Here is a 25,153-nt window from a genome sequence, read left to right as displayed (position 1 = left end):
CCATCAGGCTGCGCTCCTGTCTTGGATGAGGGTGTCGACGAAGGTGGCGTACTGCTCGCCCTCGAGGACGACGGTGTGGACCAGGACGAAGCCCTGGCTCGTGGCGGCCTCGAGCTCGTGGAGCCGGTCGGCGAGCTTGCCCTTCCGGGCGTCCGCGAGGTCGTCGCTCTTCGGCACGACGGTCTCGACGGTGCCGACGTCCTGCAGCCGCATCAGTCGGTCCGATCCGTGACGCCCTGGATCGCTGTCGCGTACGCCCACGGCAGGACACCGAGCGGGAGGGTGGAGTGGAAGCCGGCGGCGGCGTCGGTCTCCACGAACCGGTACGCGATGCCGGTGCCGTCGAGGATGTTCTTCAGCTCCGTGGTCGCGTTCCGGATCCCGCGCTTGGACGGCTCGAACGTGACCGTGACCTCGATCGCGAACGCCGTCATCGACGCGCCGGTCATCAGTTCCAGCTCCGTCTTCTTCGCGAGCTGCCGCCGGTACTTCGCCATCTCGTCGTCCTGCCCGGTGGCGGTGGTGGAGTTGCGGCGGGCGTTCGCACCGAGCTTCTTCGCCGCCTTGATCGCAGCCCCCGGGCTGAGCGGCCGATAGAACACGGCGGTGCGCTTGCGGAGGAACTTCCCGTTGGGCCGGAACAGCACCTCGAGGAAGTCCTCGGTGATGTGCATCTGCGGCGGGGCGACCATCATCGCCGTCATCGACGCGACCCCGTCGTGGTAGCAGATTCGCCGCTGGTCGTCGTGGAACTCGTCGGGGCCCGCCTGGGTGACCTTCATCCGGAACGGCAGCCCCGCGAGGTCGTCGGAGCCGAACTCCCGCGATCGCTCCGGCTGGTACGCGACGCGTACGGCACGGGCGAGGTCCTGGCTGGTGGCCACCGCGGGACTCCCGGCGCCGGCGCCCGCGAGGAGCGCCCGGTGGTTCGGCAGTTTCGCCGCAATGTCAGCTGCGGCCTCGTTGACGTTCTCGGCGAGCTCGTGGACGCTCCACACCACAGAGGTGAACACCTCGACGTCCGCGTAGGCCGGCGGCAGGGCCCGTGCGCCCTCGCGGAGCTGACGCTGCGCGGCCGCGGGGGCATGCGGCGAGACTTCGCCGTCAATCTTTGCGATCAGGGGGTCGACGGATTCCTGGGCGGAGTCGACCACGATCACGGCGCCCTCGATCGCGGTGTCCCGTGACAGGGACGCGATCCACCCGCCGAACTCGGACACCTGCGCGTTGATGCGGTCCTGCGGCAGCAGTGCGGTGCCGTCGGGGTGGCAGGTGAACGTCGCGGCAAGCAGCGGGTTCCGGGAGTCCTTCCGGTGGTGCAGGAGCACGTACTCCTCACCCTCACCGTCGACGCCCGTGATCTCCTCGAGGTCGGAGAGCATCCCGGGTAGCGCCGTCAGCGCGTCGTCCGGCAGCTCGGTGAAGAGCCCGGTGCGGTAGTGATTCGTTCCCGCGCGCTGGCGCTTGCGGTCCACGGACCGGTCCCAGACGCGGGCCGCGACCGTGCGACCGGCTGTCGGGTCGCCCCACCGGACGATGAACAGGGCGTTGCCGACGACGCCGGCGAGGACGGCGAGGATGCCCGCGAGCCACCAGCCGACGACGAGGCAGACGACCATGACCATCACGCCGGTCAGGAGCATCGCCCAACCGATGAGCGTCAGCCCGCCGAGGGTGCCCTTCGTGGTCGGCAACCAGTTGCCGAACCGGACCCGCTTTCCTGCTGTTGCGTCACTCACCGATCATTCCTTCCGCTGTGTTCGCTGCACCCTCAGAGCTGTCCGCCGCAGCTCCGGCCGCAGCCCATCCCGCGCGGCTGCCCGACGCCGGTCCAGAGCCGGAATCCGATGCCCCGCCCGCGGCAGGCGTCCCGCTACCGCTACCGCTACCGCCGTCGCTCGACCCGTCACTGCCGCCAGCACCCGACGCTGATTCCCCGCCGACCATGCCTGCGGCGCCATCGCTGCCCGAGCTGCCGGAGCTGGACGCGTCGCCGTTACTGCCACCGGCGGTCGGTGTGCTGTCCGATCCGAAACCGCCGGCCTGTCCACCCGCGGAGGCCATTTCGCCGCCCTCGGCAACGCTGGTGCTCGTCGTCGATGTCGTCGCCGCGGTGCCTGCGCCAGCTCCCGCGCCGGCAGAGGCCCCACCGGTGGCGACCGCCGCGCCGACCGCGACACCGGCCTGCAGCGCTGCAGCGCCGACACCCAGCGCCATCGCCCCGCCGATCGCGCCCCCGAGGGTCCCGGATGCGGGGATGAGGAGTCGCATGATCGCCGGCAGCGCCACAACGGCGAGGACGATGAGCATCAGCCCGTAGAGGACACCGCCGACGCCGTCCTGCCCGTCCTTGAGCCGCCACGCGAACGCGTAGATCGACGCCGCAAGCGGCGTGTAGATGATGAACGCGATGATCCAGGCGGTGATCTTCTCGAACGCCTGCTCACCCCGCTTGAGGAGGGCGTAGGAGGCCGAGATCTGCCAGAACGCGTTGAGTAGCAGCATCAACGCCTGTCGGACGAACATGATGACCCACTGCAGGCCGACGGCGATCACGCCGAGTAGGCCGAAGATCAGCGCCAGCCCGGGGGAAGCTGCGGCGAAGCCTGCGGCCGTGTACCCGCCGGTCGCGCTGATCCCGGATGCCTTGAGGATCCACTGCGCGTAGGCGTCACCGCCCCACACGAAAATCTGGATCGCCGCGGTTCCAAGTGTGATGACCGCGACTGCGCGACCGAGTGCGCCCATGACCTCCTGGAATGGCTCCCCGCGCCGCGAGTACATCACCCGGGCACCGGCGACGATGAGGCCGAGGGTGAGCAGCGCGATCGTGATCGGCAGGGACGTGTCCTGGAACCACTGAGTCGCCTTGTTGTCGAGCGACACCAGGAACCCGGAGCCGGTCCAGCTCGTCAGGAACTGCTTCATGATGTCGTCGTAGGCCGAGAACATCGTGTCCGCAGCCTGCTTGAAGCCACTGGAGGCCGCGGCCCCCACGGCGTCTCCGACCGCGCTCTTGGCCGCATCGCACCCGATTACGAGGTGACAGACCGTGTCACCGACGCCGTTAGCCATCTGAGCCTCCCCAGGCGGTGAAGTCCCCTTCGGAGGGGGTGAGTGGGTTGCCGGAGTAGAGCGCGCCGTTATCGAGAACGGTCATCTTCCAGTCGTCGTGGGTCCAGGTCATCGTCAGCGGGACCGCGAAGTACCCCGTCGAGCTCGACGGCTGTGTCAAGACGACGTCCACCACCGCGCGGTTCTTCGCGAACGACTCCACCGAGTACCCGGCGACGCTGATGCCCTGCGACCGCAGGTCCTCAGGCGCCGTCTGCGCCTTCACCGTGCTGTCGACAGCATCCGCCTTGCCGGGCCCGTCCTCGATGTAGAAGTTCAAGAGCTCCTTCACGCTGTGACCCGTGTCGTACTGCCCCAGGTACGCCGTGGTTGCCGCGAGAGCAGCCCCGGACTCGGTGCGCGCGAAGCATGTGGGGAAGCCGTCGACCTTCTTGGTCGGACCGACCGCGCCCGATACCGGCCATGTGATGCCGCCACGGCCGGCGTGCCACCGGAGATCGGAAGGCACCGCGGAAGCGGCCGCACCCGTCGTTGGGACGTCGCACGCTCCAGTAGGTGCAGCGGTCGGTGCGTTGTTCGCTGCCGTGGGTGCAGCCGCTCCGCCGTTCTTCACTGGAGCGAACACGCCGAGGACAATGGCGAGCAGGACGACGATCACCACGAGAGCGAGGACGATGATCGCGCCCACTGCGGCGGGCTTGGAGTTCCAGCCGCGCCTGACGGTGTCGCCGATGCCCTTGTTGTTGCGGTTGCGTTGTGCCATGACGGCCTCCCGGAGTTGGTGTCGGTTACGCGCCGGGGATCTGCTTGCAGTTTGCCGACACCGACCCGAGGAAGATCGAAGCCACCCCCGCGGCGGCGCCGATCAGGGCTGCACCGCCGATCCACCAGCCGAGACCCTTGAGGGTCTCCCCGCCATCGTGGCGCTTGCCGGAGAAGAACATGCCGATGCCGAGGATGATGAGCGCGATGATCCCGAGCGCGATCGCGACGATGCGGGTCCAGAGGGTGGCGGTGTCGAGGGCGTCCTGCGCCTTACCCGGCAGGCAGTACGCCTGTGCGACGACCATGCCTGCACGGCTGCTGGCGTCGACGAGCTTGGGTGACTTGGCTACGACGGCGTAGATGGCGTTGCTGATCATTCGGCCTTCTCCTTGTTTGACTGCGCCCCCAGGAGCGCCTTGGTGACCCGTTGCGCGGGTCGGGCGAGCTGCCCGGCCAATGCAGGGGAGATTTCTGCCACCGCCCGGAGGCGGGGAAGCCACGGCACCGACACGACCGGTACGGCGCCGGCAAGCACGCGTTGTTCGCGTGCCGCGGCCGGGACGGGCTTGCCGGGTGCATCGGCAACGACCAGAACGGCGTCAACGGCGCCTGTGCCGAGCGCGTGGATCGCGGCCTTGGTCGCGTTGATGCCGGCGGGTGTCGAGCGGCAGACGAGCACGACCGGACCGGTGGGCTCATCAGTGAGCTGCACCTCCGGGAGGTCGAGCAGGAGGGCCCATGTGCTGGCACCGGCGCCGGCGTGCACGCCGACCAGCGGCGGCCGCGACCGTGTCGGGGTCACTGGCTGTACGCCCGGGCCTGCCCAGGCCGCAGCGTCGTCGCCCTCGGCCACCGAGCTGCCATCGAGCCGTAGAACGACCCTGGTCACTCGCGCCCCATCCGTGATGACCACGCGAACCGGTGCGGCCGCTTGAGCGATGCCGGCGGCGGTATCAAGGATCGTTCGGCGGAGGTCCTCCCCCGTCGCCACGGTGAGGACGTGGCCGTTTACTGCCCACATCGGGCCGACCGCGTGCGTGACGATGACCGGCGGGACGAGCTGGGTGCCGCACTCGGTGCAGAACCGAGGGCCGAGCTTCTGGCTGCCGCAGACCAGGCACGCGCGCGGAGCATCGGGCGAGCCCTGGCTCGAACGCATCTCCTCTGCTCCACTCATGTCCATGAGTGTTGCAGATTTGCAAGATCATCGCAACGAGCTGGCCTTAGTCCAGGTTACTTAACATCCTCGGCATCACTTTGTCGCAGATTCGCAACGATCCAGTCGTCGACGTGGGCGGCGAAAAGCTTCGGTGCTGCGTTCCATTCCATCGCGTGCGGGCTTGCCGGGAACTGTTCAAGAACGACGCGGTCCGAGCTAGCGGCGAATGCCTCAGATGCTGCGAACGGCGTGGTCAGGTCACCCGTCGAGTGGATGACCAAGGTGGGGATAGACACCGTCGGTAGCGCCTCCGTCAGGCTCAGCGTCAGTGGCAGGCCCAGCACGCGCGCACCGAGCCGTGATGACAGCAGGGCGATGGCTGACGACGCGAGCCACCGCGGGACGTGTTGACGGGCCATCCCGTAGTGGATGGTGCGTGCCCAGCTCACGACGGGCGAAACGAGCACCAACGCGTCGATCGAGGCGCCCTGCAGACCACGTGTTGTCTCCTCGAGGGCCACCGTTGCGCCGAGCGACCAACCGACGACGACGATGCGTGCTGCACCCTGCGACCTGGCGTACGCGATTGCTGCGTCGAGGTCCTGCCACTCTGCTTGTCCGAGTGCTGAGGGTTCGCGTGTCTCGCCGGCAGCCTCGCGGTCGCCTCGGTAGGAGATTACCAGCGACGTGTATCCGGCCCCGGCTACTGCTTGGACGCTCCGTAGCGCTGAGTCGCGACCGGCGAGCATCCCGTGCACGTGGATGACCCACGTGGATGACGCGGCGCCGGTGCCGGCGTACAGCCACGCGGGCTGGGAAGCGTGGTCCGTGTGGATCTCGACGCTTGCTGGCGGCGTCGTTGTGACGTTCGTCGGAGTGAACACGTTCCCCGCCGCTCGCCCGTCGGTGCCCGCCTCTAGCGCTGCAGGCTCCGCGAGGTGACGCACCACGGTGCCGTCCGCGTCTTCCTCGTCGACGGCGGAAGTGAGCACGGCCAGCTTTGTCTCGTCGTCGTAGAGGAGCCCGATGATCCCGCCGAAACGCGTCAGCGGGTTGCTGGTGAGCTCTACGTCCCCGCTGGGGCTGACGTGGAAGATCTTGGCGGGCCGGGCGCGCTGTGGGAACACCACGGCGCGCGCGAGCAGGAGCATGGCGGCGCAGTAGGCGGCGGCGAGCACGACCACTGCGATGGCCACGATGATGAGCGCGAGCATCAGGGGGTGACCTCTCCGAGCTTGTTGGACAGCGTGTGTTCAACGACCGCGAACGTGATTCGTTCGGCGGTGGAGAGCTCTTGCAGGCCGACCTTGACGCGGTCGCGGATGTTGGCGGCGGAGTCGAACGCGAGCTGCCGGTTGGACCAGCGGCGCGCTGTCGCCAGGGCAACGCGGTTCGCTCGGTAGTCGGGGCCGTGGCCGCGGGCGTCGACGCTGACGGTCCAGCGGGCGGCGGCCCACCAGAACGTGCGTGCGCCGAGGATCCAGATGAACCCGGCGACGGCGATGAAGATGCCCGAGAAGAAGGGCACCTCGGCGACGTAGTAGTAGTGCTCTCGGAACGCCGCTGAGACTGGTCCGAAGTGTGCGAGGAGGAGGTAGAGCACTTCGACGACGTCGCTGACGAGCATCAGGGATAGCCCCGTCACCCAGAACATTGTCGGCATTGTGCGGCGCTCCGCCAGCATTCGGATGGTGAGCGCGGTGATGATCCCCATGACCGCTGTGTAGAGGGTCGCGAACAGCCACACGGCTGGCTGATCGAGGCGATCGAGCACGAACCGCGGGGAGGTATGCCCTGGGTCAGCGATGAGCAGGAACGGAATCGTGAAGGCGATGATGGCGGCGACGACCGACCCCCACGGCAGCCGCCGACGTTCGAAACCTCGCTCGGCCGCAACGGCGTTGTGGAACGACCACATCGCCGCAACGGCGGAAGCATCGCGTACGAGCGTGAGGAGGTTCCGGTCGCCCAGCAGCCCGTCGAGGACTGCGGGAGGGGCCGCGATCACGCCGTAGGTCGCCAGCGACACCATGCCGAACACGGTCGCCCACCATGCGGGCTTCCGGTACGACCTCCGAGCACGGAACGCGACGGCGACAATGAGGATCAGAAGACATGCGCTCTGGATCACCCGAAGTGCTCCTCTTCCGTCGTGTCGGCGTAGGCCGAGAGCCTGCGGGTGAACATGCGCGCCATCTCCTCGACGATCAGCTCTTCTCGCACTGACTCAGCGTCGTTCGACTCGGAGCTGTTCCGGGGACAGAGGCGAAGGAACAGACGCGAGTCGGGCGCCGGCTGATGCGGCCGCGCGGTACCCGGCGGGAACCAGTCATCGGGCGCACTCCGCACGATCAGATGGCAGAGCTCATGCGTCCGACTCAAGAAGCTGTAGTAGTTGCTGTCGTCCGCCGGCACGAGAATCCCGGTGAATGTCTCCGCCTCGAACAGGATCCCAGTGGTTGCGCGGAGCGAGGCGTCCTTGATCTCGTCGAAGACCAGCCGGCGCCCGTAGAGCGCCGACACTGCGCTGCACAGGTCCTCGAACTCCGCCATGTCGGGCAGCGGCGTCCTCCAGACGAGCGCAGCGGCGATCGCCGCGACAGGTTCGTGAGCGGCCTGCCCCTGGCGACGTCCTCGCATGATGTCTCCCGTCCAGTGCTCCCCCTTCGGTGAGCACTCACTTCCCTAGGATCGGGGACCCTCTTCTTTGTCGATCAGCGCACGGATGGCGGACTCCACCGTGGCCATCTCCTCGGGTTCTAGTTCGTCGAGCGAGCGCGCGGCGATCTTCGTCACCCCAAGCGATCGCATCGATCGGGCGAGGCCAAGCTGTGCGTCGATCCGCTGCGCTTCGTCTTCCGGCGTCTTTCCCAGGAGGTAGTCCGCCGGCACCTCGAGGAAGTCAGCCAGAGCGATCACCAACGAGTGCGATCCAGCACCGTCGACGAACGCACGCCACTCTCGAAGTGACAGCAGGTGGCCGGTCTTGCTCAGCGCCGACCGCGCCTTCGTGTACGCCGCGTCCTGGTTGTCCCAGAGCCCGGACGCTTCGAGCGCGAGCCGGGCGCGGTCAGAACGGACAATCTCGTCGGCGCCGTCGCCCAGATCAAGCCCAGCGCGCTTTGCTGCACGGGCCACCAGTTCGAGCGGGTCATCCCCGATCGCCCGGCAGAGATTGACCAATTCCACTACGGTGACCGGTCGTTTGCCGTTGAGGACGCGGTAGATGGTGTCGTGCGTGATCTCCGACCGCTCGGCCCACGCACGCACGTTCACGTGCGCGACGCCCTGCGCAGCGCGCAGCTCAGCTGCAAGCGCTCCGTGCAGAGCTTGTGCGGAGGATTCGCTCATTGGGTCCACTCAAAAACGCTAGCAGGCGACGGTTCAGTACGCTTCTTGCAAAGGTACAGCAGGGTTGCTAATTTGCAACCGTGCCCATTGCTCCACCGCCTACCTTGCCAGAGCGATGGCAACCACGTTGATGACTCCAACCGCCACCGCCCCGGCGAAGATCACCCAGACCCACGCTCGTCCGCCTCGTGCTCTCACGGGTTGCTCGGCAGCGCTGGGTTGGGTTGGATCCGCGGTCAGCGTGGAACGATCGGTCGGCACGGGGACCACTCTCGCGCTTTCTGGCTGGTATCAGGCCGAGAGCCCACCGGACCAGTCCGGTGGGTGCCTATCGGGGTGCACAGGACGCGGAGTGGGCTGCGGCCAGCCGAGCAACAGCCGGTACCGGCCGCCCCATTCCTGAGATCTACGGGGAGCCGAAGATGAAGGCCATGCGGGCGTCTATCGCCGGTGGCACGAAGGCGAACGGCGGCCCCGGTGAAGCCGGCGCGGACGCCGTGCTTCGGAAGGCTGAATGGTCCGCGGCGAGGCTGGCCCTTGCTGGTTGGGGCTTCGCGATGGGCTGCGAAGTGGCGCTCACTGTCGGCCCACCCGTCGTGGCTGCTCTGTGGAAGGCTGACAGGGATGTCCGTGCAGCGGTGCGTGCCGAGCTTGAGCAAGGGACCGTCGAGGACTGACGTGTGAGCGGCAGCATTGACAGCTTGTCCGCTCATTCCCTCCTCGAGCCCACCTCAGGAGAACCGATGACCCAGACGAACTTCACACCCAATGCCCACGACCGCGTGCAGTACAACCGCGGCAAGGTCCAAGCATCTCATCGGGCACTACGGCGTCGTCGTGCCAGACGAAAACCGCCAGACTCTGCCGTCGGGACTTCGGTACGTCCTCTTCGACGGTGAGCGGTCGCCGAAGGTCGTCGCAGCAGACGGGCTCGACCAGGCCTAGCCCGCCGTCGGGTGCATCAGCCCGTACATTTCGTCCGAGGTGCGTTGCGCGTCAGCGAGGACCTCTGCGGACCGGGCAAGCGCTTCGGCCATGCGCCGGTCGAAGTCCTCCATGGCGTCGTCGAACTCGTCTTTGAGCATTTCGTCGAACCGGGTCGGTTTCGGCTCCGACGGTATCCACTGCTGCTCGCGGTATCCCGTCAGCAGCTGTACGTTCCCGATGACGTCGGAGAGCGTCCTCGAGGAGGTCGACTGGTGGGAGTCCACCCAAGGTAGGAGCGTAGGGAGCACGTTTCTCAGCTCTCCCCCACCTCTCGCCCAAACGCCCTGTGCCGGCCCTCCCCGGCCCAACACAGGGCGTTTCTGCCGGCCTGGCTACCCCCGACCCCGTTCCGATCGCATAGGCGTAGTCGTGAGCGATTTGAACTCTGACGCACCTGTTGATCTCTCGAAGCCGCAGTGTGAGCCAACCACTCCCCCGGTCGCGGCGGCGAACGGCGACCGCGGCGCCTGCGTCTACTCGACGGCATCGTGACGCCGGTCGGTCTCGTCTGGCTCGCGCTCAACGCCGCCCTGTTCGTCTTCGTCGGCTACGGCGTCGGCGGCTTTCTCACGATGTCGGTAGGGCCGCTGGGCCTGATTGCGTGGGGCGCCTTCGAGTGGCTGCGTGACCTCGCTTACTGCCGCGACGCTCTTGAGCAGTGGCGGGACGACGTCGCCGCGTGGGAGTTCGAGCATCGGCTCGACGCTTCCCGCGCATAGAGGGGCGACATGCACACGACAACCACTCCCCGCGACTCATCATCGACCCGGACGTGCAACCCCACCTGCGTCTCGCCGGCGTCGTCGGCACGGACCCCGTGGTCTTCACAGAGGCCGACCTTCGAGGCCCCGACGGCGATGAGCGCCGTGCGTTCCTCCGCGACGCCCGGAAGCACTCCACCGTCGACGTCGTCGAAACCGGCTTCGGGAACACGGATAAGACCTTCGCCGTGAGGCGACGTGTCCCCTCCCTGACCTCGGTGCCGCACCACGCATCGAAGGCGCAGACGGTACCCCCGAAAGTGAAGACGAAGCACAAGCGACGCACGCCCGCTAATGGTCTGTCGCCCAGACACCCCTTCAACCCGCGGATGCGCGGATCCGCGCATCCGCGCATCCGCGCATCCGCGCATCCGCGCATCCGCGAGTAGAGTCCCTCCGCCCCCGTCCCAGGTAAAGCCAACCAAGCCCGGATCGGGGGCGCGACAAGAGTCCCCCGCAACAGCCAGCTGACCGAGTTATCCACAGGTTCTGGGCCCGTTTCTCGGGCGCGACAAGAGTCCCTACGGTTTTTGGGGGTGCAAGGCCCCTCGCGCGGGACTCTGTTCGCGGCTTCACGGGACTCTGCTCGCGCATCGAGGGGACTCTTGTCGCGCCCGGACCCGTCGAAAAGCACCTCCCATCCGCCCCCAGTCAGCGATCCACCGGCCTGTGGATAACCCTGCATGTAGTTCCCACCTGTAGACATCACCTGTAGAACCGGTCCGTATCAACGTAAGTACAGAGACGGGACCGTCTCGCAAGACGGCTGAGTTCAGAGCAGCAGGGATGATGAGCAGGGCCCGCACTAACGAGGGTGGGAGCGACCGCCAGGTGGTTGTGGGAGCCGCTACGCGGCTGTTCTCGCTGACGATGACCCCTCACCGGGTATCGCTGAACGAGTCGAGCACGCTGGACGTCGCAGGCAGGCGCACAGCAGCGAGAGCTTCGAGGGACTCTATTCGCGCGGTCATCTTGAGGGCTTCTGTTCGCGTTGAGGGACTCTTGTCGCGCTATGCGGGCTCGATACCCGACCGCTGACAACCGAGCGACTGGCCGCGACAAGAGTCCCCCGCTTGGGATGGCAGGTTTCACGAGGGATTCTTGTCGCGCCAGCTGAGCGCGACTCCCGAAGGTTGCTGGCCAGGCGTGATTGCGCGACAAGAGTCCCCAGGTTTAGATCCTCGGCACAGGACCGCATGTTGCCCAAGGGATTCTTGTCGCGGCCCAGGGCTAGCAGCAGCCGTCTCCACCGACAGCTGGCACGGATGCGCGACAAGAGTCCCGCATGGGCGTGCGCGACAAGAGTCCCGCATGGGCGTGCGCGACAAGAGTCCGCGCTGAAAGGTCCAGATAGGCGTGTAGCCGCGACCGCGGCGGAGAGTAACTGTCTCAGCTGGTTCGGCGCTACAAGAGTCCCTGCCTGATGCGCGACAAGAATCCCAGGGGGAACCACGTGCTGCTCCACAATGCGCGACAAGAGTCCCCCGCTCCCGGCGTTCGTCGCTGCCTGGACTGTGGCACTCGGGCAGCTCTTGCTCCGCGCCGAAAGTACGGGACTCTGGTCGCGCCTGACATCACGAAACCCAGCCGCGGGATTCTGTTCGCGGCTGGGCTTCGTTCTGTTGCTGTGTCGGGGCGGGGGCTACTCCCCCGCGCCGGCGTCATGTTCGTCGGTCGGCTCGACAGCGCGCAGCTTTCGCTGTGACCTCGGAGTGCGGACGGTACGTCGCTTCGAGGTCTGCTCGATAGGTGTCGGCCCCGGGTACAGCACGAAATAGTCCGGCTCGAGCTCGTACCGGAACTGCGGGGGCATGATGATGGCGATGTCGCGCATCGCCGTCTCGAATGCTTTGCGGAAGTCGCGGAGTCGCTTCGTCTGCGAACCGAACTGACGGTGCAAGTCCGACCAGCCGATCCGTGTCGGGTAGTGGACGTCGTAGAGGCGGTACGACACCCACACGTATATGTCGAACGTTAAGGGCTTCGAACCGAGTACCTGCAGGGCTCCGGGATCCACCGGAACGGGACGTTCGATGATGGAGTCGAAGAACCGCTTCGACAGCACGATCTTCGAGTCCCACAGTCCCGGTTGCTCCTGAGACCGGGAGCTGATCTCGCCACGTGCGTTGAACCACAGCTGCGTGCTCTCGGCGATGGGGAAGTACTCCTTCGCCTGCCCGTAGCCAGATCCGTCAGCGCCGATGACCAGTCCTTCCACGCTGAGACGGGAGCCGAACACACGGTCCATCTGGTTCGCGAGCCGCTTGCGGCTGTTCCCGCCGACTTCGACCTGGAGCTTCTCCATGAACTCCTGCATCGTGTCGCCGAGGATGAGTTCCTGGTTCCCCGTCTTAACTGCCTCGGTCGCCATCCACGTCATGATATGCCGCGGGAGGATGCCGAACGGGTACGCAACCTGGTCGACGCCGTCGACAGTGATCGCCGCTGGCTGCACCCGCAGAGTGATGTCGCCGTTCCGGCGGACCCAGAACGGCACCTCCCCCGGGTCCTTGTATGGAAGCGACACCTGTGCCCACACACGAGCGGAGAACGCGATCTCCTCCGGCTGGCCATTGTTCCGGTCGAGGGCGTCCCGGTAGTTCAGCAGTCGGACGCGGTCCTTGGGGAGGTCCAACGGGTGCGAGATGTTCGGGAAGTTCGCCGGGATCGCCGCCTCAACCCGTGGCTCGAGGTCGCCAAGCGAGCTCCCCGTGTTCGGTTCGTCGCCTTCGACGTACCAGTCATCACCGCTGGCCCCGGCGGCCGCTGCGTCGCTCGTCATCCGGAACCTCCCAGGTCCTCGACAGAAATGGCGTGCCGTCACTATCCCGTGGCGAAGGGCCCTCGTCAGGGAGACTCACCGGCGTGTTGGGACTCTTGTCGCGCACGTCCGTGACCAACTCGCGCCCCAGTCCCCGGTTCTACAGGCATCCGCCGACAGTTTCGATGGTCAACTCGCGCGGGACCGGGGGGCTACTCGCGCCTACGACTGCTTCTGGAAGGACCCGCCCCGCGGCAGCGGCTTGTCCCGTCGTTCGAACGGTCGCCCCTGGTTGTAGTCCTGCTCGAGACGTTCACGCTCACGGTTGTAGATGTACGCGAGGAACGAGCCTGCGTTCTTGTGCCCCTCGAAGAGCACCGCGGCCTTCACCGCTGCGTTGAACGCGTCACGATCCTCCCGGCGAACGTCGAAGGTCACCTTCAAAAGGTCGTCAGGGTTCTGCCCCTTCGGATCCGCGTTGCGACGAGGCTTCTGCGCCGGCGCAGCCGTCCCATCCCCCATCTCGGCCGCCGGAGCCGCATCAGGTGAGCTTCGGAAGGACGGCGCCGCTGCAGCAGTGCGCGTCTCCTCGAATCGGACGCTCGGGGCGGGCCCGCTGGAAGGTGCGAAACCCTGCGCCTCGAGTGTGTCGTGTTCCGGCAGCGGACGCACGGGGTTGGAGTCCACGTGCGCCGCTGCTGCGGGAGTTTGAACGTCCGGCGGCGAGGCGTCAATGACGGATGGGACGACAGCGCGTTCAGGCTGGATCGGTGCACTGTCGCTGGCCGCCACCGCTGACGCTTCGGCGTCCGTGGCCCTTGCAGCTCCCCCAGACGGCTGCTGCTGCTCGTCGTCTGTAACCGCTTGTGCCGCCGCAGCGACCTCGGGTGATGTCGGAGCGCCAATCGGAGCGGGTGGCGGGCCGGAGACGCGATTCTTCCTGATCAGAGAGCTGGCCGGCGCCGGGGTCTCCCGCTGCGCCTGTGCGCCGACTGGACGAGGTGTCGGCGGTGGCCCCGCGAGCACGCGCTTGCTGTCAGACACGTTCTGCCTCCCCTGCAGCGGCCGCCTCGGACTGTTCCTTGTCGATGAGACGGTTGATGAACTCCTCCGTCACAGCGACGAGACTGTCCGCCACTGACCCGGAAGACTTCGGGCCGGCGACTTCCGGTGCCTCACCCTTCTTGAGCCGCTCGTACCACTTCGGCGCGGACTGGACGAACTCGTCGAGCTCGTGGACGAGCATCCCCTTGTCCCGTGCTGCCTTGGCGACACCCTCCGCGTGGCGGATGTAGTTGTCGAAGACGATGCCTTCCGCGCCCTCTCCCCCGAGGTCTGCGACGACGGCTTCGGTCCAGTCGCTTCGTACTCGGGACGCGCTCTTGCTGGAGTCGAAGATGACGACTCCGAGAAGGTCGAGGTCCGGGTTGAGGTCCAGCACTCGGTCTTGTCGCTCGGCGGTGAACTTCAGACCCTTCTTGCTCGCCTTCTCGGGGCGACCCGGGATCAGCATGTACCGCGACGCGGCGGCGGCGATGGACTGAATGGTGTCGTTGTTTGGGGGGCAGTCGAGCAGAATGAGGTCGTAGTTCGCCGACACCTTCGCCAGCATCAGGGCGAGGCTGAGCCGTGCGTAGAGGGTTTCGTCCCCTCCCCTGCCCATCTTCTGCCCGAGCGCATCGCTGATGTCGTTGATGCGCTGACCGCCCGGAATCACGTCGAGGTTCTCGCGGACGGCAATCAGCGGGTGCGGGTCGTCGCCGAACAACAGTGCCTTTGACAGGCCGGCGCCGCTGTCATCGCCCTCGGTGTCGACGTAGCCGAGGTCGTCGCCGACGTTCCCCTGCGGGTCCAGGTCGACGATGAGTACACGCCATCCGCTGCGGGCAAGGAGACCGCCGATGTTCGACACGAGCGTCGTCTTCCCCACGCCGCCCTTGTTGTTGATCACTGCGACGACTCGCTGCAAGTACGAGCGGTCAACGGTCACTGCCACGAGGACTCCTCCCCCCGGACCTGGCGCGCCTGGCGAACCTGGCGGACATGGCTTACGGGGATGACGCTCCCCCACATGCGTGCGGGAGCCTTTCGAACAACGTCCTGCTCACACTAGCTTAGATGCCGCGGCCAGGTAATCTGGCGACGCCAGGTCGACTGGCATACGCGTAAGCCAGAACCGCTGGCCGAGCCAGTACTGCTGGTTTCGCCAGATGAGATGGCTAGGCGTAGGCCAGGAAATATGGCACCGCCGGTTCGACTGGCGGACCTGGCATAGAGCTAGACGGCCGGCATCCGTCTCCCAGGGTCCGAGCTAGCCGAGTTTCCGGGCGTCGCGCGTAAGCCAGGACCGCCATCTCTGCCAGGTAGCACGTTTCGCTCGCTACCGGGCGAACGAGGGCTTCCGTGGGTACGAACCAGCAAACAGGGGTGTCGTGCCGCAGGGGGGCGCACAGCGCCTCTGGGAAGGCCTTCCTCACTGGAACACGTTTGGGGCAACGTAAGCCATACTCGCCAGGACTGCCAGGCACGCCATGACTGCCAGCGGCGCCAGGATTACCAGAACGCCTGAGACGGCCACCGATGTGTCCCTCCGCCGCATAGTGCCACGTGCCGGTCCAGATCAGTGAGGCCGCGCAACGGGGGATCATCACGACGGACACCGCAATCGGAACTGGCATCGGCATCGCACTCGTAGACGCCGTGCTGGAGGGGGACCGGGAGCAAGTGGAGCGAATCCACGAGCTGTTCCCGGCATTCGAGCTGATCTCGGCAGCCGCCGCGGCCGAACGAAGCGCACTGGCTCTGACAGGGCTGTTCAGCAGAGACTTCGTGTTCTCGCTTCACGACGCTCATCGGCAGACGCTGAACTACCGCGAGTTCGTGCTGCGACGCAGAGACCGAATCGGGTCCGGTTGCATCCTCGAGGTTGCAGTAGTACCCCCGATTGACCGCAGCGAGGAGGTCCCCCTTGGAGGCCGGTTCAGCCGAGCTGGCAGCGATGACACTCTCGACCGCTTCATCGACTTCTCCCTGTTCGGAAACGACCGATTTTGGGACACGGGTTTGAGCACTGCATCGAGCTGACAACGACGCGGCGCGTCCTGTGCCGGAACTCAGTGTCGAAAACTATGCGCCGATACCAGTACCAGAGATCGAGTTCCGATACAGTCCGAGCGTGGGTCATCTCCTTGGGTACGCGCGGGTGTCAACGACTGATCAGGATGCGTCGTTGCAGCTCGACGCCTTGAGCGCCGCCGGCTGCTATCGCGTGTGGGTCGACACGATGTCCGGGTCGCTCGAGCACCGGCCGGAGCTCACGAAGCTTCTTGATCAGCTCAGGCCGGGGGACACCCTTGTGGTGTGGCGACTTGATCGGCTTGGCCGGTCGATTCGGCACCTCATTGACCAGCTGCAGGCTTTCGGGGAGCGGGGTGTCGGGTTCCGCTCATTGCAGGAGACGATCGACACCACCTCACCCGGAGGCCGACTCGTGTTCCACGTGTTCGCCGCCCTCGCGGAGTTCGAACGCGACCTGATCAAGGAGCGGACCAACGCTGGGCTCGCTGCGGCTCGGGCGCGTGGGCGAACCGGGGGCCGACCGCCGCGGTTGTCGGTTGACCAGGTGCGGACAGCGCGTCGGCTGTATGAGCAGCAGGACATGACCGTGGCGCAGATCGGCGACGTTCTCGGCGTCAGCAGAACCACCATCTACCGGGCGCTCGCCCGACAGAACGACGCCGTCACCGTTCAGCGCATCAAACGAGACCTCGACAGCTAGTACGGCCGTTGTGGCGGCTAGATCAGGTGCAGCTCGGCCTGGCGGGCAGTTTCATCCGCTCAGGGATGGGTGCCGGTACTGCTGTGTGGTCGAATTCGCATCGAGCGCCAGCTCCTCTGTGCTCGAAGGATCGGGGCAGGTGGAAGTGAAGCGGATGAGGGCAGTGCGCCGGGAACCAGAGCTTCCGTCCATTCGAGTCCCCCTGGTAGGTTGCGCACCAGGGACCATAGGTTCCCCGCTTGGCACTGACCGTGACAGCTTTCAATCTGTCGTTTGGCCCGCTCCGGTGCGCACGAAAGTCTGAATGGCAGGGCCGGTACCCGACCCGAACGAGCACCGACCCTGCTTGCACCCTCTGACTCAGGTGAGCCCCGCCGCGGTTTCGCTTCGCGCCACGTCGACTGCCAGACCTGCACTGGTCCGGACGTATCCGACACCTCGACGCGAAGTCTCCGCAGTCGCGGTATCTGAGCTCATTCGGTACAGAATACGCAGGCGCGGGACAGGTCGACTCGAGTGGGACGTACCGTTTGGCTTGTACGGGTCTTCCTGATCACGTGCTCCTTTCTGCACACGATCGCTTCCCTCTTGACCTGGTCGCGGGTGCTCCGACCTTGACGACCAGCAGCACCCTCACCAGGTGCGACCAGTCGTCGGCCGCATCGCAGCTGAGGACGCAGGTCCGAAGTGGATTGATCATGAAGCACCTCGTGTACGGACTTACTTCCATCCTCGCCAGCAGCGCGGCAGCAACGGCTGTCCTGCACTACGCGGCCGCGCTCGGTCAGAGTGCACGCACCGACGTCGTCACCGTGCCCGCCGTCAGCCTGGCCGGGACGCAGACGAGCGTCGAGCTGATCCTCGGTCCCGGGATCCCGGTTTTGGCTGAGGAAGCCGCCGATGATGTCCTTGAGCCATCGGACCAGGACTTCGTCGATGACCTCACCGCTCGCGCCCAGGCCGTGCGCACCGGAACCCGGCACTAGCCCCGTAGTGGTGCGCCGATCATGTGCGGGAGCCTACGAGCGCCTGCTCGGGGTCGAGGGAATGCGCACCGAATAACAGGTGTTGTTTACGGCGGTGATGTCGCGCGGTTCCCTGATTCAGCCGCGCCACCTCGTCCACGCCGAGCGAGGGCCGGTCCGTGACCCGAATACGGACCGACCATCCTCTTCTGCACCGCAGTGACGCGCCGATGCTCGATGCGGATATAGCCTGATGCGTCCGGGCGCCCGTCTGCACAGCCAGAACCCGCAACCTGGTGCGGCCTCTGGCGGAGCTGGCCCATCTCGGCGCCCCGTTCGGGGGTAGCGTCACCCCTGTTCGTTCCGAATCGAGCGGCAGCTACGTGCAGCAGAGGTGGGAGTCGCGATGAGTGCGTATGAGACGGCGCCGAACGTCCAGCCAGTCCGGATCGACACGTTCCGGCAGATGCGCAAGCGTCACAAGCACGGGGAGGTCCTCGGTGACGAGCCGCGGCTCTACGAGGACTTCTACCTCAACATCACCCCACTGCAGCAGCAAACACGCTGACCGGCGCGCTGCTCCCGATACTCGAGCGCTTGCTGCACCCGCCGGACTTCGTGGTGTGGGCGCTTGGGCGATGAGAACGGACTGGGCATAATGTGTCCGCTCTCACGATCAGGGAACGGTCTATACGGGATACGTCGCGAGACCGCCGCGAAGTCGCATACTGCGCCATCGGTCGGCATGCTGAACGCGTGTACGACTTGCTGGGCCAGCGCCCCGTTGAACCGATGATCGCCCTGTCGGGACGCGACCCTCAGGGGGCGGTCCGCGAGTTGGCGCCGTTGTATTCGGGTGTGGGTTGGTACTGCCGGCCGGTGGATGAGCAGTTCTGGTTCAAGTACGTCGCCGTCGGTGATGACCTGGTAAGTCTGCGTCGGCTCCAGATGCACGGCTTCCTCAGTGGTACCGCGTCAACAGGCGAGGACATCGTCGTGCACTGGCTGGAACACGGACGAGGCCGCGTCACCGTCGGCGGAGATCGGATTCCTTCGCAGTCGGCAGCGACGCCGACGGTGTTGCCGGTTGGTCGGCAGTTCCGGATCGAGTACGAGGACTGGGATCAGCGTCTGATCCACGTGCGACATGACTTTCTTCTGGATGTCGCAGCGGAAGACGACGTCGCCGTCGACGGGGCGCTCATCTTCGACACCAGCGTCGCGCCAAGCTCCCACGATGTTGGGAGGTGGCACCAGTCGCTCCGCCGCGCGGTCGAAGCGTTCCGAAGCGACGGTCCGCAATCCGTCAGCTGGCTTGCGGCTCGCCGGGACGTTGCTCGTGCCCTGCTGCAGCTCTACCCGCTGCGTGAAGCGACCCCGGCACCGGTAGGGAGCAGCGCAGATGGGCGTGTGGCTGCAGCTGTCCGCTACGTGCACGCCCATGCGAAGGAACCGCTGACTGTCGTCGACCTCGCTCGCGTGGCGGGCCTGAGCGTGCGTGGTCTTCAGGAGGCGTTTCGACGCGAAGTGCAAACGACTCCGCTGGCATACGTACGCGAGGTACGCCTTGAGATGGTGCGAAGCGAGCTCCAGGCAGCAGCGCCCCGCGACGAAGTCGTCGCAACGATCGCGCGCCGGTGGGGGTTCTCGCATTTCGGCAGGTTCGCTTCGACGTACCGGGCGCGGTACGGCGAGTACCCACACGAGACACTCCGCCTCCCGCACACCTAACCAGCGCAGCGCTCCACGCGCTCCTTCTCTGCCGCCGCGGTGCCCGTCGCTGAAGAGCGAGATCGCAGTTGTAGTGGAGGACGTCCGGTGAGACGCGCATCCTTGGTGCGCGCCCTCTCGGCGATGCAGGCCGATCGGAGACCACTGGTGGACTGGCAGGAAGTTCTCGACGTCGGACGTGCTGACGCTCATCGGCACCGCTCCGAGGCAATCGCTGAGCGGGCGAATGCAAGGCACTGCACTGACCAGGCGCACGCAGCACTGAACGCCGACGCCACGGTCCTCTGGTTGATGCGCGCAATGCAGCAGCGCCTCGTTGCGTCGAACAGCGACGCCGCGTCAGAGGTCAGCGATCGGATCGCCGACCACGCAGAACACGTCCTTCGCGGCGCCGCCTGACCGCTCCGCCATCGTCCGCCGAGATGACGGGTTGCGGGTCCGTGAAACGGTGCAAGGTCGGTCACCTCAGCACCGCGCTTTGGAGATGGAGAACGACGAATTCGTCGCCCGCCTCCACGCAGCCGCAGCAAGCTTCGGCCACAGCAAACCCATCCACGCCGACACACGCTTCGACCTGACAGGCACCACAGCAACGGACGCCTGAGGAACCCGGCGCAGCTGCGGGAAGAGCCACCAGTCGCACCGGCCGTCGTCGGACCATGAACTCGGGTCGAGCTTGAGGACAGGGAGTCGATTGTCGGTGTGGATTCGGGTGGCGTGAGCGGCACGGCGTCACCGTCACGCTCAACCAGATGTGCGGTTGCGCGATCCCGCATCCAGCGTCTTGAGCGATCTGTGCCCGGTTCTGAAGTGTCAGCATGTGCTCAGCCGAGGCGCAGGAGCCACGGAGAGGGCAGGGGACACCGTGTACAAAGCCGTACTCACCGCAGCCGTGGCTGCCGTGCTGATCACCGTCGGAGGGGCCCTGCCCGCGCAGGCCCTTGACCGTTCTTCGACGCCGGGTGCGCCGACTGCCGTCCGTGTCACCGGGACCGGCGGTGACGCCGACGTCACGTGGCGGGCACCGGCGTCCGGTGCGAAGGTGACGGGATGGAGGGTGCGGATCACTCCCGCTAAACAGCAACCGGACCAAGGGGTCGATCGGCTCCGGGCCTCCGCCCTTTCCGATCACTTCGGCGCCTTGACCGCACGCACCACCTACTCCTTCACCGTCCAGGCAACCGGCTCCCGAGGCACCGGACCCGCGGTGACCGTCCGGTACACGGCAACCGGTGCTACGAGCGACCCGACGACGCAGTCGTTGTACGCGCTCGACGCGTCCGGAGCGGTGGTGCGCTTCCCGTCGAGCGGAACCGGCTTGGCGGCCACGGTCGCGCAGAATGGGGCCGGGTACGCGGTCGATGACCGCGGCGACGTGTTTGTCCCGACGCCGGACTTGACCTCGATCACGATGTACCCCGTCGGTGGTGGGGCAGTGACGACTATCGCTACGGGGCTGCACATCCGTGGCGGGCTCTCCGCGGACGTCGCGGGGAACCTGTACTGGATCGACTCGACGACATCGATCCCGATGAAGCTCCCGGTCACGGGCGGGCCAGCCCGCCCAGCAGCCGCTGGGACCGGGACACCGGCACGAGGAGCCATCGCATTCGGGCGGGACGGCACCGTGGCAACACTTGAGGGCACGACGACCGCACGCACCGCCACGAGGATCTCCCCGAGCGGGTCCGTCACGACTCGGTCGCTCACGCCGGCAGCGGACGGGACCCCGTTCAACCGAATCACTCAGCTGATTGTCGGACCCCAGGGCGACCTGTACTTCACCGACACCTCCGGCGGTGGGGCTGGCTACCAAGCCTGGAACGAACTCCCCGCTGGTGCGACAACGACCACGCCAGTGGATGACCGTTTCGCGTTCGAGCTGGTCGCAGCGAACTCCACGTCCTTTTTCCTGCTGCGTTCTGCTCAGTGGTGCGCAGCGATCTCCGAGGGATCCCCGACCGGATGCAACATCGACCGGGCAGCGCACGACATGCTCGTCCGTGATGCCGACGAGACGACCCGAGCCGTCCCAGTGTCCGGCGTCCAACTGACAACACGGTTCCCGTTCCCGGGTGCTGCAGCCGAGGACGGGGACGTGTACGTCAACATCGCCGACGGAGCGACAACCGGGCTGTGGCGGATCCCTGCCGGCGGCGGCGCCGCGCAGCAGCTCTCGACAGCACAGTTCACGCGACTCACCGTGATGTGAGACACGGCCTCTGACTGAATGACCACAGGGCGGTACGTCGATGAAAACCTCGGAGGGTGTACCGCCACGCAGATGCCTCCGTCGACGTCGTGGGAGACGAGGGCCGGTGCGACGCACCGGCCCTCGGGCCGCAGACCGAGCCCCGCAAAATCGTCGGAGTCAGACGGCGCTGCGGCTGAGTGCGGGCTCACGCCCCCTCGCGTCGAGTAGCCGCGTCACCGCTTCCCGCCCGCTCCTCCGGGCAGTACGCCGGTTAGGGCCGGCGGAGGGTGACGCTTGGGTATTCGCCGTAGTGGGTGGCGTAGGTCGAGGAGAACCGTCCTGCGTGGGCGAATCCCCACCGGCGGGCGACGTCGGCGACGTTGGTCGTTGTCGGGTCTGCGTTCAGCAGCTCGGTGTGGACGCGCTCAAGGCGGACCTGGCGGATGTAGGAGTTCGGGGAAATTCCGAGGACGCGGACGAAGGCTGCCTGCAGGGTGCGGAGGCTCAGATTCGCGAGGGTGGCAAGGTCGGTGCTCGTCATTGGGAGGTGCGCGTGTTCGTTGACGTACTCGTGACGCAGCTGGGCGTTGCGGGGGAGCAGCAGCTGCGGGGGCAGGTCGATGGTGGCCTGTGGGTACAGCTCGAGGAACGACACGGCCGCGAGGCGGCTCATCTCCGCCTGAAGCAGCGGTGACGCGTTCCTGTCCAGTGTGGTGGCGGAGATCAGCTTCACGGTGTGCCGCCAGCGACGCATGGCTGCGTCGTTGGGTTGCGCTGTGTGATCGAACCGGGCAGGGGTGATGGTGGTGCTGCGTTCAGCGGCGATCTCGTCGACGGCGTGCCGGTTGACTTGGACGAGGCGCTGGTCGTAGTTCTCGAACGCGAACTCGAAGGCTTCGTTGGGCCACATCTGCAGGCGGCCCGGCTGCAAGTGGATCTCGTGCCGTCCGAGGTCCAGGACTCCGGTGCCGCGGCTGATCCACTGCACCACGAAGTCGTCCCCGGCTGGCATCTCACCGACGAGGCGGCCGTCGAACTGGACGGCTCGCAGCGTCATCGACGCGTCACCGGCGGATGCGTACCGGTACGCGAACTCGGCGTCCGTGGTGTCGGCTGCCCAGGAGAGGCCGTCATACGCAGCTGCGAGGACGTCGCGCGCCTGCACGAGGTCGGTGCCCCGTTCGTCGACGCGGATCTGGGGCGGCTGCGAGTCAGTCACGGAACACCGAAAACAGTGTCACATTCTGACCTATCTCAGTTTGCCGGCTGTCCCCTTTACGCCACCTTGGCGGAGTACGTCTGGTCGTACACGGCGATCAGCATCGCCGCTGCTCTGCGGGCAGTTCGAGCTGGTTGGACAGCCCTGTGGACCGCAGCTTCGACCTGCGCGCCCTGCAGGAGCAGGGTGAGTGCCGGAGCGAGGTGGGTCGGGAGCTCTGCGGCGTCGCAGAGCATCGCGATGTGCTGCTCGCACTGTTGCAGGTGCTCGTCAGCGAGGCGAGCGACGAGGGGATCGATGCGACCGAGTTCGCCGTACCCGTTGATGAACGCACATCCGCGGTAGCTGTGGTCAGCGAAGCACTGCTCGAGGTAGCTGAACACCGTCAAGATCTTGTCGCATGGATGCTCAACGGCAGATTCCGCTCGAAGCAGCGCCGCCATCCAGTCCTGGTGTCGGTACTGGAGCGCGGCGACCACCAGCTGATGCCATGTCGGGAACGCTTCTTCGACGGCTGCGACGCTGACGTCCGCACCCGCCGCCACGCGCTCGAGCGGAACCGTGGGGACGCCCTCGGCGGTGAACAGCGCATCCGCGCTCACCACAATTGCCTCGTAGACCGCGGAGTGGGCCGAGGATGGTGCAGTGGTGAGCACTGAAAGAGTCATATATGTGTTGGTGATCGTCGCTGACGCTACGCGGCGAAGGTTTGCATTCCCACAGTCCCGGTCAGGGTCCGGGGGACATGACGGCGCAACGGCTTGTCTGCCGGACGCATCGGCGTGATCAGATCCACGGTCGGTAGGAACACCAAGCGGTCCCACACAGGAGGATGCGGCTCAGTGCGCTCTTGAAGGTCCGCGAGCAGTGTCACGCTGCGGCGAAGAAGTCTGCGTACGAAGTCCAGCGCCGAGGGACGGGCGTGAGTCTGGAAGGACGACTCACGCCCGGAGCGACCAGTCGGGTCTGATCGCTCTCCGTAGGCCACCACCCTGACGCACGTGGATGCAGTATGCGCCCCACACTTCAGGTTGCATAGCGAAACAGGCACCGAAACTGGATCCCGTCTACATACGCGTCTCCATCGCCGGCGCTACGCAGGATCACGCCGAGCGAGTCAACTGGAATGAGCGCCTGCGGACGCGCTTACCTTGGAGGGGTGCGTTCCGCTAGCTCCTGTACGAAGGTTGGGTTTTTCTCCTCGAGTTCATCCCATACAGCCGCTTCCGCGGCGACCGGTACGCCAACCGCCAGCAGTACCGTCGTTTCCGATGCGAAGCCAATGTTGTCAACCGTCGGGATGATGACGATGTCGCTTGCCTCGATCTGTGCGAGGAGTGCCGTGTACTGCAGGACAGCATGTGCAACGTCGTCCGTGACGAGGATCGGCATAGCGCCACACATCAGGTTCTTCATCGCAGGTGACCTCCGCGCTTGGGGTAGTGGGTGTCACGGTAGACACCGAGCGCTGCGAGGCGACGCGTGTTGCACGATCTGGATGAACCGGCGACACTTTGAGCAGCCGGTTGGTTACCGGTCAGAGCGGCCCCCTTCCTGATCGGTGGGAGATTCCGCTCGGAGAGGTGTGACGCATCGCGTCGCACCTCTCCTTCGATGCAGAAGCCCCCGCGACGCGCGATTTGCACGCAGTGCGAGGGCTTCCGGAGTTCCGCGCCGACCATGCGATCGCCAACGGGGCGAATCAGACACTACGCGGCAGATGACCCTGCAAGCGCCGTTCTGCGCTCCGCGGCGACCGGGTCGGACCGGTCAAGGCAGTATCGGAGCCAGCTGTAGGAGGTCGGCATGAACACATCACGGTACGAGCGAGAGCCATCAGTTACGCCCGCAACGATCGAGACGATGGCGGGACTCCGTCGCGAGTTCCGCCGGGGCGATAAAGCACCGGCGTCGGCGGAAAGTCGTATGCCCGACCTGTTCGAGATGCTGTCCGAAGCGAACGTTTTCCCGTCTCGAGACTCGTCAGCCTTGCTTCGCAAGAATCGGTTCGGGATGCGTGGTCCGGACTCAAACGAGGGAGCGGACGGGGTCTGAGCGTTGACCCCGTCCGCTCTAGGCAAGCCCTGTCGGACCGCCCTGACGAGGTCAGGAGCTTGCTCGAACCGGCCTCACAGCGAGGGTAGAACATGCTCCGCGAGCACACCAGACCGGGGTGAGCGCCGGATGGCTACTGCTGAGTGCTAGATCGATTTCGCGGCGTATCGTGCGCTTTGCTACAGCGCGGTCCCTAGCCGCGTCCGTCCACCCGCGGTGGATGGGGTTCGTCAGTTTCAGCGTCGACCCGACGACGTCGTAGCACGAGGACACCCGTTCCAGACCCGAGCTGAGAACGGGTGTCCTCGCTACTTCATGTGTACAGGGTGCCGCCGACTGTGGCCGTAGACGG

Annotated in this window: 27 protein-coding genes; 11 read left to right on the top strand and 16 right to left on the bottom strand. The window is 66.3% G+C overall.

Translation table 11 applies throughout. The features are described from left to right. Positions 1-3: 3 nt before the first annotated feature. The 10 genes from OVA28_RS01000 to OVA28_RS00955 form a co-directional block, all read right to left on the bottom strand. Complete coding sequence (locus OVA28_RS01000) at positions 4-213, bottom strand: hypothetical protein (RefSeq protein ID WP_268095415.1); 210 nt, start codon at positions 211-213, stop codon at positions 4-6. Further along, on the bottom strand, positions 213-1,739 hold the full coding sequence (locus OVA28_RS00995) for an SCO6880 family protein (RefSeq protein WP_268095414.1): 1,527 nt from the start codon (positions 1,737-1,739) through the stop codon (positions 213-215). The genes OVA28_RS01000 and OVA28_RS00995 overlap by 1 nt, the downstream gene beginning before the upstream one ends. Then, entirely contained in the window at positions 1,732-3,075 is a 1,344-nt protein-coding gene (locus tag OVA28_RS00990) for a hypothetical protein (RefSeq protein WP_194662890.1), read from the bottom strand. The genes OVA28_RS00995 and OVA28_RS00990 overlap by 8 nt, the downstream gene beginning before the upstream one ends. Beyond that, entirely contained in the window at positions 3,068-3,838 is a 771-nt protein-coding gene (locus OVA28_RS00985) for a hypothetical protein (RefSeq protein ID WP_268095413.1), read from the bottom strand. The genes OVA28_RS00990 and OVA28_RS00985 overlap by 8 nt, the downstream gene beginning before the upstream one ends. 25 nt (positions 3,839-3,863) lie before the next feature. Next, a complete protein-coding gene (locus tag OVA28_RS00980; RefSeq protein WP_194662893.1) occupies positions 3,864-4,217 on the bottom strand; it encodes a TrbC/VirB2 family protein in 354 nt (117 codons plus the stop codon). Beyond that, entirely contained in the window at positions 4,214-4,999 is a 786-nt protein-coding gene (locus OVA28_RS00975) for a hypothetical protein (protein WP_268095410.1), read from the bottom strand. The genes OVA28_RS00980 and OVA28_RS00975 overlap by 4 nt, the downstream gene beginning before the upstream one ends. Positions 5,000-5,073: 74 nt before the next feature. After that, a complete protein-coding gene (locus OVA28_RS00970) occupies positions 5,074-6,213 on the bottom strand; it encodes an alpha/beta hydrolase family protein (protein ID WP_194662895.1) in 1,140 nt (379 codons plus the stop codon). Next, entirely contained in the window at positions 6,213-7,130 is a 918-nt protein-coding gene (locus tag OVA28_RS00965) for a hypothetical protein (RefSeq protein ID WP_268095408.1), read from the bottom strand. Before OVA28_RS00965 ends, OVA28_RS00970 begins: the two co-directional genes overlap by 1 nt. Continuing rightward, entirely contained in the window at positions 7,127-7,639 is a 513-nt protein-coding gene (locus OVA28_RS00960) for a hypothetical protein (protein WP_194662897.1), read from the bottom strand. The genes OVA28_RS00965 and OVA28_RS00960 overlap by 4 nt, the downstream gene beginning before the upstream one ends. Positions 7,640-7,684: 45 nt before the next feature. Next, positions 7,685-8,350: a helix-turn-helix domain-containing protein gene (locus tag OVA28_RS00955; RefSeq protein ID WP_194662898.1), complete on the bottom strand. Its 666-nt coding sequence runs from the start codon at positions 8,348-8,350 to the stop codon at positions 7,685-7,687. A 422-nt stretch (positions 8,351-8,772) separates the two neighbouring features. Here OVA28_RS00955 and OVA28_RS00950 point away from each other — a divergent pair, with 422 nt between their 5' ends. After that, positions 8,773-9,027: a hypothetical protein gene (locus OVA28_RS00950; protein WP_268095407.1), complete on the top strand. Its 255-nt coding sequence runs from the start codon at positions 8,773-8,775 to the stop codon at positions 9,025-9,027. Positions 9,028-9,291: 264 nt separating this feature from the next. Here the strand turns inward: OVA28_RS00950 and OVA28_RS00945 are convergent, their stop codons facing one another. Beyond that, complete coding sequence (locus OVA28_RS00945) at positions 9,292-9,561, bottom strand: hypothetical protein (protein WP_194662901.1); 270 nt, start codon at positions 9,559-9,561, stop codon at positions 9,292-9,294. Positions 9,562-9,825: 264 nt separating this feature from the next. Between OVA28_RS00945 and OVA28_RS00940 the strand changes: the two genes are divergently transcribed. Together OVA28_RS00940 and OVA28_RS00935 are read left to right on the top strand one after the other, a co-directional pair. Then, positions 9,826-10,056, top strand: coding sequence for a hypothetical protein (locus OVA28_RS00940; RefSeq protein ID WP_194662902.1), 231 nt, complete (start codon positions 9,826-9,828; stop codon positions 10,054-10,056). A gap of 53 nt (positions 10,057-10,109) precedes the next feature. Further along, on the top strand, positions 10,110-10,487 hold the full coding sequence (locus OVA28_RS00935) for a hypothetical protein (protein ID WP_268095406.1): 378 nt from the start codon (positions 10,110-10,112) through the stop codon (positions 10,485-10,487). Positions 10,488-11,740: 1,253 nt separating this feature from the next. On the opposite strand, the gene OVA28_RS00930 is transcribed toward OVA28_RS00935, so the two are convergent. From OVA28_RS00930 to OVA28_RS00920, 3 genes are all read right to left on the bottom strand, one after another. Next, complete coding sequence (locus tag OVA28_RS00930) at positions 11,741-12,880, bottom strand: replication protein RepA (protein WP_194662907.1); 1,140 nt, start codon at positions 12,878-12,880, stop codon at positions 11,741-11,743. 201 nt (positions 12,881-13,081) lie between these two features. Continuing rightward, on the bottom strand, positions 13,082-13,546 hold the full coding sequence (locus OVA28_RS00925) for a hypothetical protein (protein WP_194662909.1): 465 nt from the start codon (positions 13,544-13,546) through the stop codon (positions 13,082-13,084). 349 nt (positions 13,547-13,895) lie between these two features. Beyond that, on the bottom strand, positions 13,896-14,855 hold the full coding sequence (locus OVA28_RS00920; protein ID WP_194662910.1) for a ParA family protein: 960 nt from the start codon (positions 14,853-14,855) through the stop codon (positions 13,896-13,898). A gap of 611 nt (positions 14,856-15,466) precedes the next feature. On the opposite strand from OVA28_RS00920, the gene OVA28_RS00915 reads away from it, so the two are divergent. The 7 genes from OVA28_RS00915 to OVA28_RS00885 all read left to right on the top strand — a co-directional run bounded on the left by OVA28_RS00915 (position 15,467) and on the right by OVA28_RS00885 (position 21,545). After that, complete coding sequence (locus OVA28_RS00915) at positions 15,467-15,943, top strand: hypothetical protein (RefSeq protein WP_194662911.1); 477 nt, start codon at positions 15,467-15,469, stop codon at positions 15,941-15,943. Between the two features lie 91 nt (positions 15,944-16,034). Further along, the gene (locus OVA28_RS00910; RefSeq protein ID WP_194662912.1) at positions 16,035-16,637 is read left to right on the top strand and encodes a recombinase family protein; all 603 of its coding nucleotides are present in this window, start codon (positions 16,035-16,037) and stop codon (positions 16,635-16,637) included. 698 nt (positions 16,638-17,335) lie between these two features. Next, positions 17,336-17,623: a hypothetical protein gene (locus OVA28_RS00905; protein WP_194662914.1), complete on the top strand. Its 288-nt coding sequence runs from the start codon at positions 17,336-17,338 to the stop codon at positions 17,621-17,623. A 385-nt stretch (positions 17,624-18,008) separates the two neighbouring features. Further along, positions 18,009-18,170 (top strand): hypothetical protein, encoded by a 162-nt coding sequence (locus tag OVA28_RS00900; protein WP_194662917.1) that lies wholly within the window; start codon positions 18,009-18,011, stop codon positions 18,168-18,170. A gap of 188 nt (positions 18,171-18,358) precedes the next feature. Continuing rightward, positions 18,359-19,333: a helix-turn-helix transcriptional regulator gene (locus OVA28_RS00895; RefSeq protein ID WP_268095403.1), complete on the top strand. Its 975-nt coding sequence runs from the start codon at positions 18,359-18,361 to the stop codon at positions 19,331-19,333. A gap of 147 nt (positions 19,334-19,480) precedes the next feature. Then, the gene (locus tag OVA28_RS00890) at positions 19,481-19,732 is read left to right on the top strand and encodes a hypothetical protein (protein ID WP_194662921.1); all 252 of its coding nucleotides are present in this window, start codon (positions 19,481-19,483) and stop codon (positions 19,730-19,732) included. Between the two features lie 502 nt (positions 19,733-20,234). Then, a complete protein-coding gene (locus OVA28_RS00885) occupies positions 20,235-21,545 on the top strand; it encodes a fibronectin type III domain-containing protein (protein ID WP_194662923.1) in 1,311 nt (436 codons plus the stop codon). A 253-nt stretch (positions 21,546-21,798) separates the two neighbouring features. Here the strand turns inward: OVA28_RS00885 and OVA28_RS00880 are convergent, their stop codons facing one another. Further along, positions 21,799-22,692, bottom strand: coding sequence for an AraC family transcriptional regulator (locus OVA28_RS00880; protein ID WP_268095470.1), 894 nt, complete (start codon positions 22,690-22,692; stop codon positions 21,799-21,801). A gap of 200 nt (positions 22,693-22,892) precedes the next feature. Between OVA28_RS00880 and OVA28_RS00875 the strand changes: the two genes are divergently transcribed. Further along, complete coding sequence (locus tag OVA28_RS00875) at positions 22,893-23,405, top strand: hypothetical protein (protein WP_268095402.1); 513 nt, start codon at positions 22,893-22,895, stop codon at positions 23,403-23,405. 487 nt (positions 23,406-23,892) lie between these two features. On the opposite strand, the gene OVA28_RS00870 is transcribed toward OVA28_RS00875, so the two are convergent. Further along, complete coding sequence (locus OVA28_RS00870; protein ID WP_194662926.1) at positions 23,893-24,162, bottom strand: hypothetical protein; 270 nt, start codon at positions 24,160-24,162, stop codon at positions 23,893-23,895. Between the last annotated feature and the right edge of the window lie 991 nt (positions 24,163-25,153).

Source organism: Curtobacterium sp. SL109 (assembly GCF_026672405.1).
GTDB lineage: Bacteria > Actinomycetota > Actinomycetes > Actinomycetales > Microbacteriaceae > Curtobacterium.
The sequence above is the reverse complement of the archived record's forward strand: the minus strand, read 5'-3'. Positions and strand labels throughout refer to the sequence as shown.

What these genes read in the sequence shown, in the direction of transcription:
- OVA28_RS01000 (WP_268095415.1), bottom strand. Translation starts at nt 213, where the DNA reads ATGCGGCTGCAGGACGTCGGCACCGTCGAGACCGTCGTGCCGAAGAGC.
- OVA28_RS00990 (WP_194662890.1), bottom strand. Translation starts at nt 3,075, where the DNA reads ATGGCTAACGGCGTCGGTGACACGGTCTGTCACCTCGTAATCGGGTGC.
- OVA28_RS00985 (WP_268095413.1), bottom strand. Translation starts at nt 3,838, where the DNA reads ATGGCACAACGCAACCGCAACAACAAGGGCATCGGCGACACCGTCAGG.
- OVA28_RS00980 (WP_194662893.1), bottom strand. Translation starts at nt 4,217, where the DNA reads ATGATCAGCAACGCCATCTACGCCGTCGTAGCCAAGTCACCCAAGCTC.
- OVA28_RS00975 (WP_268095410.1), bottom strand. Translation starts at nt 4,999, where the DNA reads ATGCGTTCGAGCCAGGGCTCGCCCGATGCTCCGCGCGCGTGCCTGGTC.
- OVA28_RS00970 (WP_194662895.1), bottom strand. Translation starts at nt 6,213, where the DNA reads ATGCTCGCGCTCATCATCGTGGCCATCGCAGTGGTCGTGCTCGCCGCC.
- OVA28_RS00960 (WP_194662897.1), bottom strand. Translation starts at nt 7,639, where the DNA reads ATGCGAGGACGTCGCCAGGGGCAGGCCGCTCACGAACCTGTCGCGGCG.
- OVA28_RS00955 (WP_194662898.1), bottom strand. Translation starts at nt 8,350, where the DNA reads ATGAGCGAATCCTCCGCACAAGCTCTGCACGGAGCGCTTGCAGCTGAG.
- OVA28_RS00950 (WP_268095407.1), top strand. Translation starts at nt 8,773, where the DNA reads ATGAAGGCCATGCGGGCGTCTATCGCCGGTGGCACGAAGGCGAACGGC.
- OVA28_RS00930 (WP_194662907.1), bottom strand. Translation starts at nt 12,880, where the DNA reads ATGACGAGCGACGCAGCGGCCGCCGGGGCCAGCGGTGATGACTGGTAC.
- OVA28_RS00905 (WP_194662914.1), top strand. Translation starts at nt 17,336, where the DNA reads ATGAAGCACCTCGTGTACGGACTTACTTCCATCCTCGCCAGCAGCGCG.
- OVA28_RS00900 (WP_194662917.1), top strand. Translation starts at nt 18,009, where the DNA reads ATGAGTGCGTATGAGACGGCGCCGAACGTCCAGCCAGTCCGGATCGAC.
- OVA28_RS00870 (WP_194662926.1), bottom strand. Translation starts at nt 24,162, where the DNA reads ATGAAGAACCTGATGTGTGGCGCTATGCCGATCCTCGTCACGGACGAC.